This is a genomic window from Microbacterium sp. CSI-V (assembly GCF_001984105.1).
Classification (GTDB): domain Bacteria; phylum Actinomycetota; class Actinomycetes; order Actinomycetales; family Microbacteriaceae; genus Microbacterium.
On record NZ_MTQM01000008.1, the window covers coordinates 216,224 to 235,279 of the forward strand.

The following is a 19,056-nucleotide window of genomic DNA, read 5'->3' on the forward strand; positions in this document are numbered from 1 at the left end:
GATCCGCGGGGGCGACGAGAAGAGCGGGTCAGCCCTGGGCGCGACGGTTGGTGCGGGCGCTGCGCCCGACGACCATGCCCGTCGTGGGGGCACCGGATGCCGACCGCCCGGCGCTCTGCGTACGACCGGCGTTGCCACCCGTGCGGGCGTTGCCGCCGGCACCCTGGCCGCGACCGGCACCCGAACGCTGGCCCTGACGAGCGGGCTGCGCGGCGTCTCCCGTGGAAGCGGCCTGACCGGCACCGCGACCGCGGCGACGACGACCCTCACCGGGAGCGGACACGCGGGGAGCGGCGTCCGAGGACCCCTGACCGCGGGCCGCGCGCTTGCGCTGGGCGTTGGCGCCCTGCGAGCGTCCGCCGCCCTGGGGCTGCGCGACGACCGGCTCGGGCTTGACGTACGGCGCGACCTCGCCGACGAGCGCGACGACCTCGGGCGAGGCCGAGGTGACCGGCTGCGGGGTGACGTCGATCTTGGCCTTGCGCAGGATGTCGAGGGTGTCGCGACGCTGCTCGGGCAGCATGATCGTCACGACGTCGCCGGCCGAACCCGCGCGCGCCGTACGACCGGAGCGGTGCAGGTACGCCTTGTGCTCCACGGGAGGGTCGACGTGGACGACGAGCTCGACGCCGTCGACGTGCACACCGCGGGCGGCGACGTCGGTGGCGACGAGGACCTTCGCCCGGCCGTCGCCGAACGCCGCGAGGTTGCGGTCACGGGCCGGCTGCGACAGGTTGCCGTGCAGGTCGACCGACGGGATGCCTGCGGCCGTGAGCGCCTTCGCGAGCTTCTTGGCCTGGTGCTTGGTGCGCATGAAGAGGATGCGGCGAGCCGTGCCGGACGCGAGGGTCTCGACGAGCTTCTTCTTGGCATCCGCGTCCGCCGGGACGAACACGTGGTGCGTCATCGCGGCGACGTGCGAGTGGGCCTCGTCGACGGAGTGGAGGACCTCGTTGCGGAGGAAGCGCTTCACGAGCTTGTCCACGCCGTTGTCGAGCGTGGCCGAGAAGAGGAGGCGCTGTCCGTCGGCGGGCGTGCGCGCCAGCAGACGAGTGACGCCGGGGAGGAAGCCGAGGTCGGCCATGTGGTCGGCCTCGTCGAGGACGGTGATCTCGACCGCGTCGAGGCTCGCGAAGCCCTGACCGATGAGGTCTTCGAGACGGCCGGGGCAGGCGACGAGGATGTCGACGCCGGCGTTCAGAGCGTCGACCTGACGCTTCTGGTTCACGCCGCCGTAGACGGTCGTGGTCGTGAGGTCGTACGCCGCGGCGAGGGGCTTGATGACCTCGTCGATCTGGTTGGCGAGCTCACGGGTGGGGGCGAGCACGAGCGCGCGGGGCTTGCGTCCGCGTCGGCGGTCGCTCTTCGCGGCCAGACGCGCCACGAGGGGCAGCGAGAAGGCGAGGGTCTTGCCGGAGCCGGTCTTGCCGCGGCCGAGCACGTCGCGGCCGGCGAGGGTGTCGGGCAGGGTGTCGGCCTGGATCGGGAACGGCTCGTTCTTGCCCTGCTCGGCGAGCACGGCGATCAGCGGCGCGGGCACGCCGAGGTCGGTGAAGTTCTGGGACGTCATGAAGTCTCCTGCCGGCGCGCACGCACGCACGGCGGTTCGGGATGCCGCGATGCTGCGGCTGCAATGGGCGAAGGCGCCGGGTGGCGCATCCGTTCGCCGTGAAGGTCAAAGGCCCGCGGGAAGGGGGCCGGTGCGTTCGACGACGCTGGGAGTGAGAGCTCCAGGATCCAGTCTAGCGGGTGCGGTCAAGCCGCCGCTCGCCAGCAGCCCGCGACATGATCGTCGACCATTCCCGAGGACTGCATCAACGCGTACATGGTGGTGGGTCCGACGAAGCGGAACCCGCGGCGCCGCAGCTCTTTGCTCATCGCCTCGGACTCGGGCGTCACGGCCGGAACCTCGGCGAACGATGACGGAGGCGTGTGCGCGGCGGGAGCGAACGACCACAGCAGGGCGTCGAGCTCGCCCGTGTCCATGCCGGCGACGAGGGCGGCGTTGCCGATCACGGCCTCGATCTTGCCGCGGTGGCGGATGATCCCGGCATCCTGAAGCAGGCGATCGACGTCGTCGGGCCCGAACGCGGCGACGGTGGACGGTTCGAACCCGTGGAACACCTCGCGGAACCGCGGGCGTTTGCGCAGGATCGTGATCCACGACAGACCCGCCTGGAAGCCCTCGAGGCTCATCTTCTCGAACAGCGGCCGGTCGCCGCGCAACTCGGTGCCCCACTCCTCGTCGTGGTAGCGCCGGTACTCGGTGTCGTCGCCGACCCACGCGCACCGGGCGACGCCGTCGGCGTCGATGATGAGGTCGCTCATGCTCTCAGCGTAGGCCGGGGGTCGGACACGGGCCGGGCGCAAGCCCTGGCCCCGCGATCAGCCGACCGCTACCTTCCCGGGCATGCACACCGTTCCCCTCGGTCCCCGCCGGACACGCGTTTCGCTCGTCCTCGGCCTGGTCCTCGCGCTCGTCATGATCGTGATCGGCATCGTCACCATCGGCGTGAACGGACCGCTCTGGTTCGCGATCGTCCTGCTCGTCGCGGGCGCGCTCATCGCCGCGCTCGCCCTCGTGCGTCTGGCGCTGCTGCGCCGCAGCTGACACGACGGAGGGCGGCGACCCTCGCGACCACCGCCCTCCGTCCGTGCGCCTACTTGCCCGGCTTCTTCTCCGGCACCGGGGCGTTGCCCGAGGCCCGCAGGGCCGCGTAGTACGACGCCGCCTCGTTCTGCCGTTCGTCCTCGACGCCCGTGGCGATCGAGGCGCGGATGTGCTCGGGGCCGTAACCGAACGCGTCCACGAGGTCCTGCGCGTGCGGACGCAGTCGGACGCAGAGCCGGTCGATGTAGCTCGACACCGCCGCCGCGCGCTGCGTCGAGAGGCGGCCGTTGATCAGGTACCAGGCCAGGTGCTTCTCGATGAGCTGCAGGCCGAAGAGGTCGCGCAGCCACGTCAGCACCTGGCGGGAGCCGTCGTCGCCGAGACGGTTGACGGCGTCGGTGAACGCCTCCCACTGCAGGAGCTCACCGTGGGCCCGGGCAGCTTCGATCAGCTCGGCCTGGTTCTCGTTGAAGAGTGCCGCCGCCTCCTCGCGGGAGAGCTTGGATGCCGGGCGCAGCCGCCCCGCGACGTCGGCAACCATCTGCTGCACGCGGTCGGCCAGCAACTCGTGCTGCTGCTGAGCGCGAAGTCCCTTCTCCACCGAGCGGGCCGTCGAGCCGCGGTCGGTCACGGCCTGCCCCAGCTGACGCAGACCCGCGCCGTGGAAGAGCTTGCCCGCAGTCTGTCCCACCGCGAACGCGGCGAGGGCCTTGGCATCCTTGCCCTTGAACTGACGGGCGTAGTCGGCGAGCAGGCGCTTGCCGACGAGCTGCAGGAGGACGTTGTTGTCGCCCTCGAAGGTGACGTAGATGTCGAGGTCGGCGCGGAGCCCCACGAGACGGTTCTCGAAGAGGAAGCCCTGACCGCCGCATGCTTCGCGCGACTCCTGCAGCGTGTCCAGCGCGTGCCACGTCGACAGCGGCTTGAGCGCGGCGGCGAGCGTCTCGAGGTCTTCGCGATCGGCATCCGTGTCGAGGCGTCCGCTGAAGACGCCGTCGAACTTCTGAAGGAACTCGTCGTGCGCGAAGATCTGCGCGTAGGTCGTCGCCAGGCGCGGCAGGAGGCGGCGCTGGTGCTTGCCGTAGTCGAGCAGGGTGACCTCGGGGGTCCCGCTGCCCGAGTCGAACTGCCGACGCTGGTTGCCGTAGGTGATCGCGATCGTGAGGCCGATCGCGGACGCCCACGCGGCCGCACCGTCGAGCGAGACGCGTCCCTGGACGAGGGTGCCGAGCATCGTGAAGAAGCGACGCCCGGGGCTGGCGATGTCGCTCGAGTACGTGCCGTCGGCGGCGACGTCGCCGTAGCGGTTCAACAGGTTCTCACGGGGGACGCGCACGTGGTCGAAGTGGAGGCGTCCGTTGTCGATGCCGTTGAGGCCGCCCTTGAGGCCGTCGTCCTCGCCGCCGATGCCGGGGAGGAAGGCCCCCTCGTCATCGCGGAGCGGAACGTAGAAGCAGTGCACGCCGTGGTTCACGCCGTTGGTGATGAGCTGGGCGAACACGGTCGCGGCCTTGCCGTGCAAGGCGGCGTTGCCGAGGTAGTCCTTCCACGCGCCGCGGAACGGCGTGTGGATGACGAACTCCTCGGTGTCGGCGTCGTACGTGGCCGTCGTGCCGATGGCGGCGACGTCGGAGCCGTGGCCGGTCTCGGTCATCGCGAAGGCCCCGGGGATGTCGAGGCTCATGATGCCGGGCAGCCACTTCTCGTGGTGCTTCTCGGTTCCGAGCTGCAGGACGGCCGAGCCGAACAGGCCCCACTGCACGCCCGACTTGATCTGCAGGCTGGGGTCGGCGGCCACCAGCTCTTCGAATCCGGCGATGTTCGCGCCGTTGTTCTCCTCGCCCCCGAACCGCTTCGGGAACGCGCGGTGCACGGCCTTGCGCGCGACGAGCTCGTGCAGCTGGCCGAGGGTCCGCTCGCGGTGCGCGTCCATGGCGAGGCTGTCGTCGCGCCAGAAGATCGGATCCTTCAGCATCGCGCGCGCCTCCCGGCGCGTGTCCGCCCACGTTCCGAGCAGGAGGTCGGTGACCTTCTCGATGTCGATGCGGTTCTCGGCGGCCTCGGCGGCGGAATGCGCGGCTGTCGGCGCACCCCCGACGGGGGTACGCGTGCTCGTGGCGGGCGTGGTGGGACGGACGGCGGCGTCGGTCATTTCGGCACCTTTCGACGTTGCAAAGGGATGTCTCCACGGTAGGAGTCCCACAACAGCGGATCAAACATTGTGTGAGGTGGCCACAATGCTCTGGCGCGACGCCGGGTCGGTTGGTTGTGGGGGGTCAACATCCCTGGGAGGGTGCCGAGCGCGTCAGTGCTGGGCGACGACCGCGAGGATGCCATCGCCGTAGGCCTCCCGCTTCTTGGCGCCGATGCCGGTGATGCCATCGAGGTCGCCCATCGAGCCGGGCCGCTCGGCGGCGATCGCGCGCAGAGTGGCGTCGCCGAAGACGATGTATGCCGGCACGCCCTGCTCGCGCGCCTGCTCGGCGCGCCACGCGCGCAGCGCCTCGAACAGATCGCGGTCGCCGGCAGCGACGTCGTCGGCACTGGACTTGCGCGGGCGCGATCCGCCACCCCCACCGGAGCGACCGAGGGCATCGCGGCGCAGAGGTACCGGCGTCTCTCCGCGCAGCACGCCACCCGAGGCCTCGCTGAGCGCGAGGGTGCCGTAGTCACCCTGGGCGACGATGATGCCGCGCGCGAGGAGCTGACGGATGACACTGCGCCAGTCCTGATCGGACAGGTCGGCGCCGAGCCCGTACGTGGAGAGTCGATCGTGGCCCTGCTGAGCGATGCGCTCGGTCTTGGCGCCGCGCAGGATGTCGATCAGGTGGCCGGCGCCGAAGGCCTGCCCGCGCTCGCGCTGCAACCGGACGATCGTGGACAGCAGCTTTTGCGCCGCCACCAGGCCGTCCCACGTGTCGGGCGGCGTCAGGCACGTGTCGCAGTTGCCGCACGGCTCGGACGGTTCACCGAAGTACGACAGCAGGTTCTGGCGGCGGCATCCGACCGTCTCGCACAAGGCGAGCATGGCGTCGAGGTGCTGGCCGAGACGCATCTTGTAGGAACGGTCGCCGGGAGACTGGTCGATCATGCGGCGCTGCTGCACGACGTCGCCGAGGCCGTACGCCATCCACACCACCGAGGGATCGCCGTCGCGGCCCGCGCGACCCGTCTCCTGGTAGTAGCCCTCGACGGACTTCGGCAGATCGATGTGCGCGACGAAGCGGACGTCCGGCTTGTCGATGCCCATGCCGAAGGCGATCGTGGCGACCATGATCACCCCGTCGTCGCGGAGGAAGCGGGACTGGTTCGCCGCGCGCACCGAGGTGTCGAGGCCCGCGTGGTACGGCAGGGCGTCGAGGCCCTGCGCGGCGAGGTACGCCGCGGTCTGCTCGACGCTCTTGCGGCTCAGGGCATACACGATGCCCGCCGACCCCTCGGGCTGGGAGCGGATGAACGACACGAGCTGGCGGCGGGGGTCGACCTTCGCGTCGACGCGGTACTGGATGTTGGGCCGGTCGAAGCTCGCGACGAACGTGCGGGCGTCGCGGAGGCGCAGGCGCTCGACGATCTCGCCGGCGGTCTCGGGGGTGGCGGTCGCCGTGAGAGCCATGCGCGGGACACCGGGGAACCGCTCGGCGAGGTCACCCAGGGCGAGATAGTCCGGCCGGAAGTCGTGGCCCCACTGCGACACGCAGTGGGCTTCGTCGATCGCGATGACGCTGAGCTGTCCGCGCGACAGGAGCGCCAGGGTCTGCGCTCCGTTGAGCCGCTCCGGAGCGACGTACAGCAGGTCGAGGTCGCCGGCGAGGTACGCCTGCTCGACGGCCTGGCGTTCCGCGGGCGCCTGGGTCGAGTTGAGGTAGGCCGCTCGCACGCCATTGGCCACGAGCGCGTCGACCTGATCGTGCATGAGGGCGATGAGGGGGCTCACCACCAGACCGGTGCCCGGGCGCACGAGCGCCGGGACCTGGTAGGTGACGCTCTTGCCACCACCGGTGGGCATGAGCACGACGGCGTCGCCACCGTCGACCACGTGCTGCACGATCTCGGCCTGGTCGCCGCGGAAGGCGTCGTAGCCGTAGACCTCGTGCAGCACCTCGCGCGGATCGCGCCCGGTGAAATCGCGCACGTCGGGCAGTTCGCGAGCGGTTCCGGTCACCACCGCGGCGCGCGCGAACGGGGAGGTCGTGGCATCCATCGGCGGGGGCGGAGCGTCGGGGTCGTCGGGCGGGGCGAACAGATCGGGATCCCAGTCCGCCCCCGCGTACGGATCGTCGTATCCGTCGAACGCCTCGGGAGGCGCATCGGCGTACGGCTCGGGGGCGGCGCCGGGGAAAGTCACTCCACCACGGTAGCCCCGGGCACGGACACGCATCCGGCGAGCGCTCTGTTCGGGGGAGGAATCGTCAGGAATCGGGGGTGTGGAGGATCAATGCGACGCGCGGGTCAGCGGCGTCGGCGGGAGGTCGGATGCCTCGAGCTCGACACGTCGCGCGGAGCAGCCGACGCAGCGGACGTACCGCACCCGCCCTTCGCTCGTCGCGTGCACCGAGTCGGTGATCCACGCGTGTTCGTGGACGGGGGCGACGGGCGAGGCGACGGGCGAGGCGGCGGTCATGAGGCCAGCGTGCTGTAATGCCGTTATGCATCTCAACCCTTACGGGGAGTACGCCGTGCTGCTAGCGGCGTCGCTCGCGAACGACTGGCCCGCCGACCGCGCGGGCATCGAGGAGCGCACGCGCGAGCTCGGCATGACGATGACGTTCCCGGTGGCATCCGACGACCACCCGCACACGCGCGACGTGATCGACCGGTGGCTGCGGGTCGTCGATGAGCCCGACCCCGCGGCGCGCGCGGCGCTGCTGAACCTTGAGATGGCCGGGGCGGCGGCGTATCCGCGGCTCACCGACCACGACGGCGAGGGCTGGCATGTCCACTACCGCGACACCGACGACTCGCTCCCCCGAGTGCTGGCGGCGGTGATCTCGGTGGGCACCGCGCTGCACCTCGTCACCCGCGGCATCCACCGCCTGGGCCGATGCGGCGCCGCCCCCTGCGACCGCGTCGTCGTCGACGTCACCCGCAACGGCCGTCAGCGCTACTGCTCGGTGCGCTGCGCGAACCGCGCCGCCGTGCGCCGGCACCGCGCGCGCGGCTGAACCACGAACCCCGAACCACGAACGCCCACCGGCGCTGGCACAGCGTGCCGCGCGGCACCGGGGATGGCGGAACAGGGCTCGCCCTGCGAACGTTGAGGGCAGTACCGACGACCGGAGGCGACATGACCGACGCAGTGACCGTGACCCGCAACGACGAGGCGCGCCGATACGAAGTGCACGTGGACGGCGAACTGGGCGGGGTGCTGCAGTTCCGTCCGGCCGGTGAGGGACGCGTGGTCCTCCCCCACACCGAGATCGACTCCTCGTTCAAGGGCAAGGGCCTGGGTTCGACACTCGCCAGCGAAGCGCTGGCCGATCTCGCCCGGCGCGGCGACACGATCGTGCCCACGTGCCCGTTCGTCGCGCACTACCTTCGCGAGCACGACGTCCCCGGCCTCGTCATCGAGTGGCCCCGCGAGGAAGACGCGGCCGACTCGGCGGATCCCGGCGAGCCGGCATGACCCGACTCGACGTCGCGCCACCGGCATCCGAGGGCCCGGTCGAGTGCGACGGACCGCGCGCCCTCGTGGTCGAGGCCCGGGAGGTCCCGCTCGGGGGCGTCCGCAACATGGAGGTGCACCGCACCCTTCCGCATCGTGCGCTGCCGATGGTGGGGGCGTGGTGCTTCCTCGACCGGTTCGGACCACAGGAGACCCTGATGCGGGTCGAGCCGCACCCCCACATCGGTCTGCAGACCGTGACCTGGCCGATCGTCGGCGAGGTACGCCACCGGGATGCCGTGGGCAGCGACGTCGTCGTCCGCCCCGGCGCTCTGAACCTGATGACCAGCGGCGACGGCATCGCGCACTCGGAATATTCGGTCGGCGACGACCCCGTCCCCCTCGACGCACTCCAGCTCTGGGTGGCGCTGCCGGAGTCCCGCCGTCACGGCGGACCGGAGTTCGAGCGGCACGAGAACCTCCCGGTCCTGGATCTCGGCGAGGGCGCGGACGCCATCGTCGTCATGGGTTCGCTCGGGGGAGTCTCGTCCCCCGCCACCGTCCACACCGCCATCGTGGGAGCGGAGCTCCGGCTGCCCGCCGGCATCCCGGTCCGCGTGCCCCTCGACACCCGATGGGAATATGCCCTCTACGGCATGATCGGTTCCGCCGAGGTGCAGACGGGGGTGGATGCCGTCGACGCCGACGCCGCACGCCGCACCACTCCTCTCCCGACAGCGGAGGCCACGGCATCCGTCGACGGATCGCGTCTGCTCTACCTCGGCACGGGCCGGGACCACGTGGAACTGGTGTGCGCCGAGGGCGCCCGCGTCTTTCTGCTCGGCGGTGAGCCGTTCGAAGCGGACATCGTGATGTGGTGGAACTTCGTGGGTCGTTCGCACGACGAGATCGCCGCGGCCCGCGAGGCCTGGGAGGCCGGTGCTCCGCGCTTCGGCACCGTCGTCGACCACGGTCCCGAGCGCATCCCCGCCCCGCCGCTCCCCGCGGTGCGGCTCACGCCGCGCCGCCGCCGGGTGTAGCGCGCGTCGGGCGGGGCTTCACTGTCCAGGACACGCGGACGGCCCGGCCCGGCGTCCGCGTGTCTTGGACACTCAGCCTGGGGCCCGAGCGAACGCACGCCCCGAACGCGAACGCGGCGCCCGAGCCGGAGTCCGGGCGCCGCGTCGGCGTGAGGATCAGCGCAGCACGATGAACGCGCTGTACGTCTCCGAGGCCGAGACGGTGTCACTGCCGGCGTACTCCGCGGCCACGATGCGCAGGCCCCGCGTCTGCGGGTCGAGCGTGATCGTGGCACGGCCGTCCTCGAGCGTCGCCGTGTACGGCTTGCCGGCGACGGTCACCGTCACCTCACCGGTCGCCGCGGGACCACCCGAGGGGCGGACCTTGACGGTCAGGGTGTAGGTGTCGCTCGTGCGGCCGACCCACGGGTTCACCGTCACGGTCGTCCGCGACGAGGCCACGACGGGCACGCCCGCGCTGTCCGCCGTACCGGTGAGCCCGGTGCCGGCGTCGGTCGCGGTCACCCGCACCGAGAGCACCGCACCGACGTCGTCGCGCTTCACGCGGTACGTCGACGAGGTCGCGCCCTCGATCGGCTCACCGCCGCGCAGCCACTGGAACGTCGTGGTGACCTCGGCCGGGTCCCAGGTGCCGGCGGTCGCCGTCAGGGTGCGGCCGAGCTTCGGCGTGCCCGAGATCGTCGGAGCGTCGACGTTGACGGGGGCCGCCTGACCCGAGTCGACCGTCAGCACCGTCTGCACGTTGGATTCGCCGTACTGCACGACCCCGAGGTACCGGGTCTGCGGCTGCAGTCCCTGCCACGACAGGTCGTAGGTCGTCGCCACTCCCTGCTCGGCGGGGATCGGGTTCGGCGTGGCCGTGAGCTGCCCCTCGCCACCGGGCTGGACGTTCGCGTAGGTCATGTCCCACGTGAACGGCGCCGTGAACGAGTAGATGTTCGCCTCGACGAGGTAGGTGCCGGGGGTCGGGTTCGGCAGCGAGACGCGCTCGTCCGCCGAGCCGGTTGCCGAGGTGAACCGCTCGTAGTACCGGAGGTCGTCCGGGCTCACCACGCGCGACACGAACAGGTCGAGGTCGCTGCCGGTGTCGTCGGAGGAGTCGAGGTCGAAGCGCGAGAGCGTCGTCCCCTCGGGCACGTCCACGATCCACCGGACGTAGCCGTCCGCGTCACCCGAGTCCTGGTCACCGGAGTGTCCGTCGACCGGGTTGTCGGGATCGGTCAGCAGGGTGACGGCCGACAGACCCGACACCGTCAGCGGCAGGTCGCCGCTCACGCCGGGAAGGATCTCCACGCCCGTCGAACCCGACAGCCCGGTGCCCGCGACCTCGGCCGGGGCCTCGGCGGTCGTCGGCCGCACGGCGATCGGCGAGCGCACCTGGGTGTCGCCGCTGGTCCACGTGAGGAAGCCCGTCGTCCACTGCTCGGCTGCCGCGGTGGTGCGGGAGAACGTGACCGTGAAGGTCTGCGTCTCGCCCGCCGCGCCGAAGGTCAGCGTGGACGGCTCGACCGTGGCATCCAGTCCGGGGACGTCGATGGATGCCTCGAACGTGCCCGCCTGCGTGGAGGTTACGGTGCGCGTGACGGTCTGCGGCTTGGCCAGGGATCCGATGGAGATGGATGCCAGGTTCAGGTCGCTGCCGTCGATCGGCTCGACGCCGAAGTCCTCGAGGCCCTTGCCCTGCAGGAACGCCGCCCAGTCGGCGGGACCGTTGAGGTACAGCAGACCCGGGTCGAAGTACTTCGTCGGGTCGACGTGACCCGCACCCTGCGCGAACGGATCCTGCGCGGGGGCGCCCTCGACGTCGACGGTGTCGTACGCCGTGGTCATCATGGCGGACTTCACCTCGGCGGGCGTGGCCAGCGGCCGCTCGCCCAGGTACAGGGCGGCGAGACCGGCGATGTGCGGCGAGGACATGGACGTGCCCGAGAGGAACTCGAACGTGGGAGCCGCACCCTCGGCGTTCGCGGCGGCGGCGAGAATCGCCACGCCGGGCGCCGAGATGTCGGGCTTGAGCACGTCGCTGCCGTCGGCGAGCATCGGTCCGCGGCTCGAGAAGCCGGCGACCTGCGGCGTCGGCGTCTCGACTCCCGTGACGTTCTCGCCCACGAGGGTCGCCGTGGCATCCGCGTTCCCCCGCACGTAGGCGAGGAGGTCGTCGCGGTAGCGCGCGTCGATGTGGACGGTCGGCACGGAGTGGAAGTCGTTGTCGACCGACGCGGGGGTGACGTTGACGAGGATCATGCCGATCCCGCCCGCCTCCTTCACGGCCTGCGACTTCTCGATGCGCGCGTTCTGCCCGCGGTCGCACACGACGATCTTGCCGGCGGCCTGCGCCGCGTCGAGCGATCCGAGGAGGCACAGGGCGGCGTTCGCCGGATCCGCTCCGGATGCAGCGATGTCGCCGGCGTAGACCACCGGTCCCGTCACGTCCTCACCCGCGCGGACGGAGACCGAGGCGCCCGCGGCCTGGAATCCGTTCGGGAGCTTCACGGTGCCCTCGTAGGTCGGGATCGTGGATGCCGCGACGGTGGTGTACCAGGGCGAGGCGTGGTCGGCGGTCGAGGCGTCGGGGCCGGAGTTGCCGGCCGAGACGGCGACGAAGATGCCCGCCGCGGCGGCGTTGAAGAACGCCGCGTCCTCGAGGGCGAGGGTGGTGGTGGCCGCCCCGCCGCCGATGGAGTAGTTGATCACGTCGACGCCGTCGGCGACGGCGGCGTTGATGGCGCCGAGCAGATCGCTCAGCGCGCAGACGTCGTCGGTGGTGACGAGCGGGTCAGGACCGGAGTAGCAGGCCTTGTACGCGGCGACCTTCGCGGCCGGGGCCACGCCCGAGATGGCACCGAAGTCGATGCCCTCGACGCTGGCGTCGACGCCGTTGTTGCCGGCGGCCGTGCTCGCGGTGTGCGAGCCGTGCGCGTCGCCGTTGCGCGGCGAGCGGTAGTCGGCCTCGAAGGTGAAGCCGGTCGCGGCGGCACCCTGGTCGAAGTAGCGCGCGCCGACGAGCTTCGTGGAGTAGTCGTCGACCGACCAGCCGTCGCCCGTGGCGACGCGCGGCGACCGGAAGTCGGTGCCGTCGGCCTTGCGGTAGACGACGTCGTTGCCGTCGAGGTACGGCTGGTCACCGGGCGTCGTGCCGAGCGGGTCGCCCGCGAACGACGGGTTCTCGGGCGCGATGCCGGTGTCGACGACACCGACCACGACACCCTCGCCCGCCGCGTCGACTCCGCCGACCTGCTGCCACACGCCGCCGTCGCCCTCGAGCCCGAGGAACTCGGTCGAGGGGACGGCCGCCGGGTGGCGGATCTCGTCGGGGACGACCTTCTGCACGCCCTTCGTGGCGGCGAGCTTCGCGGCCTGGTTCGGGTCCATCGATGCGCTGAAGCCGTTGACGGCGAGCGTGTACGAGTAGTCGGCGTCCACCCCGGCTTCGTCGGCGACGTCCTGCTGGCGCTGCTCGAGGAAGGCCGAGTACTCGCGGACGGCATCCGAACCGGTGTCGAGGCGGGCATCGTCGGACTTCGTCACGCGCAGGCCCGCTTCGCCGCCGTCATAGGTGGCGACGGGCGCTTCGTCGAGGACGACGATGTACCGCCCGGTGGCGGATTCGATGGGTGTGGGAGGGGTCACCCCCTCGCCCACGACGGCGGCCTGCGCGGAGGTGACTCCGGCAGCGGTGAAAAGCCCGGCCAATGCGATGGCCGCGGCCGAACGCAGGGTACGACCCATAGTGCGCTCCAAACGGGGGGATGAATTGAGCGATGTGCGCGACTTCTTCGGCGCGCGTCGCATAAACATAACTCACGGCGAATTCATCACCAACGGTTTCTTTTGGACTCCGTCCGGTAACCGGATGCCGCGGTCCCGATACGCTGACCCCGTGTCGTCGGCATCCCGTCTGTCCACTCGCGTCCTCCTCGTCTGCGCGGCGATCGGCGTGGGCACGGGGATCCTCGGCGGTGCCGCGGGTTGGCTGACGCTCGTCGTGCTGGCCACCGCGCCCTGGGCGTACGGCCTCGTGCTCGGGTCGCACGTCCTGCCGGGGATCATCGCGCAGCAGGTCGTCCGCCGGGCGTGGGTGGCGCTGCTGACCCACGTGCTCGCGGCGCTGGTGGCGAGCGCCATGGCTCCGCAGTGGACCTTCCGCTTCCTCGGGACCGCGATCCTCTTCGGCGGCATCCAGGAGGCCGTCGCCGCCCTCACCCGCTACCGCGTGTGGGCCGCGGCCCGCTTCTTCGTGTCGGCCGTGATCATCGGGGTGCTCGTTGCCGCGGCCGTGTGGTTCGCCGCCGACATCGGCGCGCTCGCCCCGTGGGCCCAGATCACCTATCTCGTGATCGGCGTGCTGGGTCCGGTCGTCTGGACAGCCGTCGGTCTCGCGATCGGGTCGGGCCTGCGCGGCGCGGGCGTCGCCCGCGGACTGTCGCGGCGCTAGTCCGCCCGCCGCGGCCGCCGCGCCAGCCCGACCCACGCCCGCACGAGCAGCGCGGCCGCGGCGCCCGCGACGATCCACGTCAGGAGCGACCCCAGCCACCCGGTCACGAGGAAGCCGAGGAGCAGCGCGGCCACGACGAGCACCGCGATCACCAGCAGCGTCACGACGGCGAGCAGGACGGCCCGGACCGGATGTCGCGCGAACGCGCGCAGACCGCCCCACGCCGTGGCATCCGGATCACCGGCGGGCGACACGAGGACGAAGGCGACGAGCAGGGACGGAACGACGGTCGCCGACGACACCACGGCGAGCGCCCCGACGACGACGAGCGCGACGGCCACGGCGGCGAGCGCACGCAGCCACCGGGCACCCGGACCGCCCACGAGCGCGATCACGGCCGTCGCCGCGGCGACGAGCGAGAGAACGGATGCCGAGAGCATCGCGAGGAACAGCGGGTCGACGGCGGGCGTCGCTCCCGGCAGGACGCACAGCGCCTGCACGACGGCGTTCCCCAGCACGACGGCCGCGACGAGCAGGACGCGCCTCACGGGGTCACCCCCGCGGCCTGGTCGATCACGGCGCTGACGCTGCCGGTGAACACCGTGTCGGAGCCCACCGTCACGGTGAAGCTGTCGGGGTCGGCCGCGGGGGAGGCTGCGGTGACCGCGGCGCCGTCCTCCGTCGTCCCGGTGCAGGAGATCGCGCCGTCGGACGCGCGCGTGCACGTCGGCACGGCCTCGAGCGCGATGCCCTTCTGCTGCAGCACGTCGATCGTGGCGAAGCGCACCTCGGTCAGGTGGTTCCCGCCCACGGGCGCGATCGCGGCGACCTGCGAGCAACCGGCCAGCGCGAGGGTCGCCGCAAGGGCGCACACTCCGAACAACCGCCTCACAGCCCCCGCTCCTTCTCGTACGCGAGGATCCGCGCCCGCTCGGTCACGTGCTGCGCCTCGAGCTGCGCGTCGGTGATCACCGAGAGGTCGAACGGCGCGGGGAGCAGCAGTTCGGTGTTGCGGTCCAGCGGCGACCCGCGTCGCATGAGCGGCGTCTCGGCCCAGTCGTTCGCCGCGAGCTCGCGGCTGCGCGCGGCGAGGTCGGCGACCGAACCGGAGTTCCCCGGAGCCGCGGGCGAGGCGTGATCGAGCACCGTCGTGAACAGCGACAGCGTGCCGTCGCGGTTGTCGACGATCTCCACGACCTGTTGCTGCTGGGGGAAGTCGATGCAGGACGCGGTCGTGATCTCCCAGAACCCGCCCTTCGCGTTCGTGTGCGCGAGGATCTGGTTGAGGTGCGTGTGGCCGTTCAGCCATCCGACGACGACGGGGAATTCCAGCAGCAGGGCGACGAACTCGTCCGCCCCGTAGAGCTTCTCGTCGACCCCCGGTCGGGTCGCGCGGTTCTCGAGCGTGAGGCTGTTGTGGTGGCTGAAGATCAGCGCGAGCACCTGGTCGCGCTGCGCGATCTCGAGCTGCGCGCGCAGCCACTGCATCTGGGATTCGGGCACCGCACCGTCGGGGCCGGCGACGGCGTTGCACGTGTCGAGTCCGAACGCCCGGACGCGCGGGCTCAGGTCGGCCTGCCACCACGTCTCGCCCGAGGCGAGGTTGTGGGCGGTGAAGCCGTGGCCGACGGGTCCGGGCGTGGGCTCGGTCCGGAAGTGCTCGGCCATGAAGTCGCGCTGCTCGAACAGGTAGCGCTCGGGGTTGGCCGTGACCTCCGTGAACCCCGTACCCCCGGATGCCAGCCCCAGCGCCGCGAGCACCTGCGCGAGGACGCTCGTCCCCGCGGCCCACCCCTCGAGGGCCGTGGAGGCCGTGGCATCCAGGGTGTACGACTTCCGCGCGCCGACGGCGAGTGCGCGCAGCTGCGGGCTGATGTCGAAGGTTCCGAGGAGCAGGGTGTCGTGGTTGCCGTACACGGCGTACCAGGGCGCCGGGAGGCCGACGGACTGCACGGGCTGGGCGATCGCCTGCGCGAGGAGGTCGGGGAGGCGCGGGAATCCGTAGTCGCCGAAGTCGCCGCCGCTCGGATCGCCGGGACGGTACGCCCACGCCGCCTCGCTCCACGCCTGCACGCCCTGCCACGTCGGTCCGCCGGTGGCCGGGTCGACCGCGAGGCCGTCCATGAGGTCGATGTACCAGCGCAGCTCGAGGTGCGAGTGCATGTCGGCGCTGTCGCCGGTGACGATCGCCGCGCTCATCGGCGCGCCCGTGAGCGGGCTGTAGCGGGCGTCGGAGAACGCCTGCACCATCGCCGCGGTCGCGTGGGGGCTCAGCGGATCCTGCGGGTGGAAGGCCGAGCCCCACGCGGAGTGGTCCTGCACGATCATCGGCTCGATGCGTCCCGGGGACTGCGCCTCGATGACGTGGAGGTCGGACAGGTGGCCGAGGTACAGCAGCGAGCGGCGCGCCGTGGTGCGCGTCGGCGACGGGGTGCGCCGCAGAACGTCGATGCGCGGGAGGTACGGCTCCCCCGGCCCGGTGGTGAGCGTGCGGTACCTGCCCGAGAGCACCGAGCCCTGGCGGATCGTCTGCAGCAGGGTCGACGGGACGTCGGCGGACGGCGTCGCCGCCCGCGCCAGCTGCGGTGCGAGGACGTCGAACCCGAGCCCCGTCGCGGCGGCAGCGGCGGCGGTGGCGTGCAGGAACTGACGGCGGGAGAGACCGGTCACGAGATCGTCCGTTCGGGCGGAGGAACCTCGAATGTACCGTTCGCGCATTTCAGGCGTCCAGAGCGCAGGATGCCGTGCCTCCGTGTCGCGGCGGCGGGAGCCCCCGACCGAGCGCGTCGCCTCGACGTCGAGACGCCTCCCCACACGGGTAAGGCGAACCTAAATAGACTGGACGCCTCGCCGAAGGACACCCGTGACCGCCCACCCGCACCCGACCGCCGCGGCGCCCCGCGCGGGCGTCGACGCCCTCCTGCGCCTGCGGAACGTCGCCGTCACGCACTTCGAGGCCGACCGCGCGACCCCCGCCGATGTGAGCTTCGAGGTGCGCCCCGGCGAGGTGGTGCTCGTGCTCGGACCGAGCGGGTCGGGCAAGTCGACCCTGGCTCTCACGATGAACGGGCTGCTCCCGCACGTCGTCCCGGGCGACGTCACCGGCACGGTGATCGTGAGCGGGACGGATGCCGCGACCACCCCGGTCGCCGAGCTCGCGCAGACCGTCGCGATGGTCTTCCAGGACCCCGACGCCCAGCTCATCACCGGCACCGTGCTCGACGAGGTGTGCTTCGGTCCGGAGAACCTCCGCCTCCCCGTCGACGAGGTGCTCGCGCGAGCCGAGGCGGCCCTCCGCCGCGTGGGGCTCTGGGACCGGCGCGACGACTCCCCCGACATCCTCTCCGGAGGGGGCCGGCAGCGTCTCGCGATCGCGTGCGCGCTGGCCATGGCCTCCCCTCTCCTGGTGCTCGACGAGCCGACCGCGAGCCTCGATCCGGCCGGGGTCGCGGAGGTCTACTCGGCGCTGCGCGAGGTCGTCGCGACCGGGGATCGGGCGATTCTGCTCATCGAGCACGACCTGGATGCCGCGGTGGAGCTCGTCGATCGGGTCGTCGCGCTCGACGGCGCGGGGCGCGTGATCGCCGACGGTGACGTCGACGAGGTTCTGCGCGGGCGGGCGCTCGAGCTGCACGGACTCGGGGTGTGGCTCCCGACCGCGACACTTGCGGCGCTGCGGCTCCGCCGCGCGGGCTATGCGCTGCCGCGACTGCCGCTCACGCCCGAGGAGCTTCGGGCGGCGCTCGAGGATGCGGCGCCCCCCGCTGTGGCATCCGTTCCCGGTCCGACCCCGGTGCGGGTCGGGGGCGAGCCGATCGTCCGCGTGCGCGGTCTGAGGGTGACGCGGGGCCGCACGCCCGTGCTGCACGCCGTCGACCTCGACGTGCGAGAAGGCGAGTTCGTCGCCGTCGTCGGCCCCAACGGTGCCGGGAAGACGACCCTGGCCCAGGCGATCGCCGGCGTCCGACGGCCTCCGCGCGGTGCCGTCCGCATCGACGGGCGCGACGTGCGACGCCTGTCCCCTCGACGGCTGTCGCGCCACGTCGGGTTCGTGTTCCAGAACCCCGAGCACCAGTTCGTCACGACGACGGTCCTCGACGAGCTCGCCCACGGCCTCCGTCGGATGCGGCTCCCCGAAGCGGAGGTGCGCAGCCGCGTCGACGAGATGCTCGGGCGGTTCGGCCTCGCCGATCTCGCGGACACCCACCCGTTCCTGCTCTCGGGCGGGCAGAAGCGACGACTGTCGGTGGGGACGGCGCTCGTCGGCGGGGCCCGGCTGCTCGTGCTCGACGAGCCGACCTACGGACAGGATCGCGCCCGCGTCGACGAGATGATGGCGATGCTCGACGATCTCCGCGACGGGGGCACGACGATCATCGTGGTCACGCACGATCTGCAGCTCGTCGCCGAGCACGCCGACCGGGTGGTCGTGATGGATGCCGGGCGCCTCGCCGCCGACGCCCCCGCCGATGCCGTGTTCGCCGACGCGCCGCTGCTCGAGCGCACGGGCCTGGGCGTCCCGCCCCTGCGCCGCGCGTTCACCGGGCTGCAGCGGCATCCGGAGCTGGCGGCGATCACGCGCCTCCGCGACGTCCCCGGCGGTGGATCGTGACCGCCGTCGCGCTCGCGCCGGCCCCGACGGCGTTCCTCGTCGGCCTGAACCCGCTCGCGAAGATCGCCGCGGCGCTCCCCGCGATGCTGGCGCTCGTCTTCGCGCGCGATCTCACGACCCCCACGACCTTCCTCGTCCTGTCGTACGTCCTGCTCCTGTGCGGCGCCCGGTGGTCTGCGCGGCTGTTCACGATGCTCGGAGCGGTCGTGCCGCTCGCGGTGACCGTGGTCGGCCTGGGCTTCGCCGTCTGGGTGGATCCCTCGATCGGCGGCGTCGCGGTACTGCGTGTCGGCGGCTGGACCCTCACCGACGGCGCCCTCGCCGTGGGCTTCTCGACCGGACTGCGCCTGGCCGCGATCATGACGCTCGCCCTCCTCGGGGGACTCACGACCGCCGGCACCGACCTCGTCCGCGCCCTCGTGCAGCAGCTGCGCGTGCCGTACCGGGTCGGCTACGCGGCCCTCGCGGCGATCCGCTTCGTCCCGCGCTTCGGTCGCGAGCTCGAGACCATCCGCCAGGCGCAGCGTGTCCGAGGGGTCGGGGGCTTCGCGCCGACCCGGTGGATCCGCACCGTGGTGCCCCTTCTCGCCGGCGCGATCCGCCACGCGGAGCGGGTGGCCCTGGCGATGGATGCCCGCGCCTTCGGCGCCCACCCCGATCGCACGGAGAGGCACCTCGTCCCGTGGCGACGGCGGGACACCGCGTTCGTGCTGGCGTTCTGGGCGGTGTCGGCGGCGGTGTTCCTCGCCGTGTGAC

Annotated in this window: 16 protein-coding genes; 7 read left to right on the plus strand and 9 right to left on the minus strand. The window is 72.0% G+C overall.

Annotation, left to right across the window (positions count from 1 at the left end):
- Positions 1 to 28: 28 nt before the first annotated feature.
- Positions 29 to 1,570 (minus strand): DEAD/DEAH box helicase, encoded by a 1,542-nt coding sequence (locus tag CSIV_RS07680; RefSeq protein WP_077050821.1) that lies wholly within the window; start codon positions 1,568 to 1,570, stop codon positions 29 to 31.
- 185 nt (positions 1,571 to 1,755) lie between these two features.
- Positions 1,756 to 2,328, minus strand: coding sequence for a DNA-3-methyladenine glycosylase I (locus CSIV_RS07685; protein ID WP_077050822.1), 573 nt, complete (start codon positions 2,326 to 2,328; stop codon positions 1,756 to 1,758).
- Positions 2,329 to 2,410: 82 nt separating this feature from the next.
- Between CSIV_RS07685 and CSIV_RS07690 the strand changes: the two genes are divergently transcribed.
- The gene (locus CSIV_RS07690; RefSeq protein ID WP_077050823.1) at positions 2,411 to 2,611 is read left to right on the plus strand and encodes a hypothetical protein; all 201 of its coding nucleotides are present in this window, start codon (positions 2,411 to 2,413) and stop codon (positions 2,609 to 2,611) included.
- A 49-nt stretch (positions 2,612 to 2,660) separates the two neighbouring features.
- On the opposite strand, the gene CSIV_RS07695 is transcribed toward CSIV_RS07690, so the two are convergent.
- From CSIV_RS07695 to CSIV_RS07705, 3 genes are all read right to left on the minus strand, one after another.
- On the minus strand, positions 2,661 to 4,763 hold the full coding sequence (locus tag CSIV_RS07695; RefSeq protein WP_077050824.1) for an acyl-CoA dehydrogenase family protein: 2,103 nt from the start codon (positions 4,761 to 4,763) through the stop codon (positions 2,661 to 2,663).
- Between the two features lie 153 nt (positions 4,764 to 4,916).
- Positions 4,917 to 6,956, minus strand: coding sequence for a DNA helicase RecQ (gene recQ / locus CSIV_RS07700; protein ID WP_083735050.1), 2,040 nt, complete (start codon positions 6,954 to 6,956; stop codon positions 4,917 to 4,919).
- Between the two features lie 87 nt (positions 6,957 to 7,043).
- Positions 7,044 to 7,232 (minus strand): hypothetical protein, encoded by a 189-nt coding sequence (locus CSIV_RS07705; RefSeq protein WP_077050826.1) that lies wholly within the window; start codon positions 7,230 to 7,232, stop codon positions 7,044 to 7,046.
- A gap of 25 nt (positions 7,233 to 7,257) precedes the next feature.
- On the opposite strand from CSIV_RS07705, the gene CSIV_RS07710 reads away from it, so the two are divergent.
- The 3 genes from CSIV_RS07710 to CSIV_RS07720 all read left to right on the plus strand — a co-directional run bounded on the left by CSIV_RS07710 (position 7,258) and on the right by CSIV_RS07720 (position 9,253).
- Positions 7,258 to 7,773, plus strand: a complete 516-nt coding sequence (locus tag CSIV_RS07710) for a CGNR zinc finger domain-containing protein (RefSeq protein WP_077050827.1) — start codon at positions 7,258 to 7,260, stop codon at positions 7,771 to 7,773.
- A gap of 122 nt (positions 7,774 to 7,895) precedes the next feature.
- Positions 7,896 to 8,234 (plus strand): GNAT family N-acetyltransferase, encoded by a 339-nt coding sequence (locus CSIV_RS07715; protein ID WP_077050828.1) that lies wholly within the window; start codon positions 7,896 to 7,898, stop codon positions 8,232 to 8,234.
- A complete protein-coding gene (locus CSIV_RS07720; protein ID WP_077050829.1) occupies positions 8,231 to 9,253 on the plus strand; it encodes a pirin family protein in 1,023 nt (340 codons plus the stop codon). The genes CSIV_RS07715 and CSIV_RS07720 overlap by 4 nt, the downstream gene beginning before the upstream one ends.
- 156 nt (positions 9,254 to 9,409) lie before the next feature.
- On the opposite strand, the gene CSIV_RS07725 is transcribed toward CSIV_RS07720, so the two are convergent.
- Positions 9,410 to 12,982 carry a S8 family serine peptidase gene (locus CSIV_RS07725; RefSeq protein ID WP_139340643.1) on the minus strand — a complete coding sequence of 1,191 codons (3,573 nt, stop codon included), beginning with the start codon at positions 12,980 to 12,982 and terminating at the stop codon, positions 9,410 to 9,412.
- Between the two features lie 151 nt (positions 12,983 to 13,133).
- Between CSIV_RS07725 and CSIV_RS07730 the strand changes: the two genes are divergently transcribed.
- The gene (locus tag CSIV_RS07730) at positions 13,134 to 13,688 is read left to right on the plus strand and encodes an ECF transporter S component (protein WP_077050831.1); all 555 of its coding nucleotides are present in this window, start codon (positions 13,134 to 13,136) and stop codon (positions 13,686 to 13,688) included.
- Here the strand turns inward: CSIV_RS07730 and CSIV_RS07735 are convergent.
- Genes CSIV_RS07735 through CSIV_RS07745 form a run of 3 tightly spaced genes read right to left on the minus strand, consistent with a single transcriptional unit; the run spans position 13,685 to position 16,358 of the window.
- Positions 13,685 to 14,236: a hypothetical protein gene (locus CSIV_RS07735; protein WP_077050832.1), complete on the minus strand. Its 552-nt coding sequence runs from the start codon at positions 14,234 to 14,236 to the stop codon at positions 13,685 to 13,687. The genes CSIV_RS07730 and CSIV_RS07735 overlap by 4 nt on opposite strands.
- Positions 14,233 to 14,580 (minus strand): hypothetical protein, encoded by a 348-nt coding sequence (locus CSIV_RS07740; protein ID WP_139340644.1) that lies wholly within the window; start codon positions 14,578 to 14,580, stop codon positions 14,233 to 14,235. Before CSIV_RS07740 ends, CSIV_RS07735 begins: the two co-directional genes overlap by 4 nt.
- Positions 14,577 to 16,358 carry a TIGR03767 family metallophosphoesterase gene (locus CSIV_RS07745; protein WP_077050834.1) on the minus strand — a complete coding sequence of 594 codons (1,782 nt, stop codon included), beginning with the start codon at positions 16,356 to 16,358 and terminating at the stop codon, positions 14,577 to 14,579. Before CSIV_RS07745 ends, CSIV_RS07740 begins: the two co-directional genes overlap by 4 nt.
- A gap of 193 nt (positions 16,359 to 16,551) precedes the next feature.
- Between CSIV_RS07745 and CSIV_RS07750 the strand changes: the two genes are divergently transcribed.
- Together CSIV_RS07750 and CSIV_RS07755 are read left to right on the plus strand one after the other, a co-directional pair.
- Positions 16,552 to 18,300, plus strand: coding sequence for an ABC transporter ATP-binding protein (locus CSIV_RS07750; RefSeq protein WP_077050835.1), 1,749 nt, complete (start codon positions 16,552 to 16,554; stop codon positions 18,298 to 18,300).
- Entirely contained in the window at positions 18,297 to 19,055 is a 759-nt protein-coding gene (locus CSIV_RS07755) for an energy-coupling factor transporter transmembrane component T family protein (protein ID WP_077050836.1), read from the plus strand. Before CSIV_RS07750 ends, CSIV_RS07755 begins: the two co-directional genes overlap by 4 nt.
- Position 19,056 lies beyond the last annotated feature (1 nt).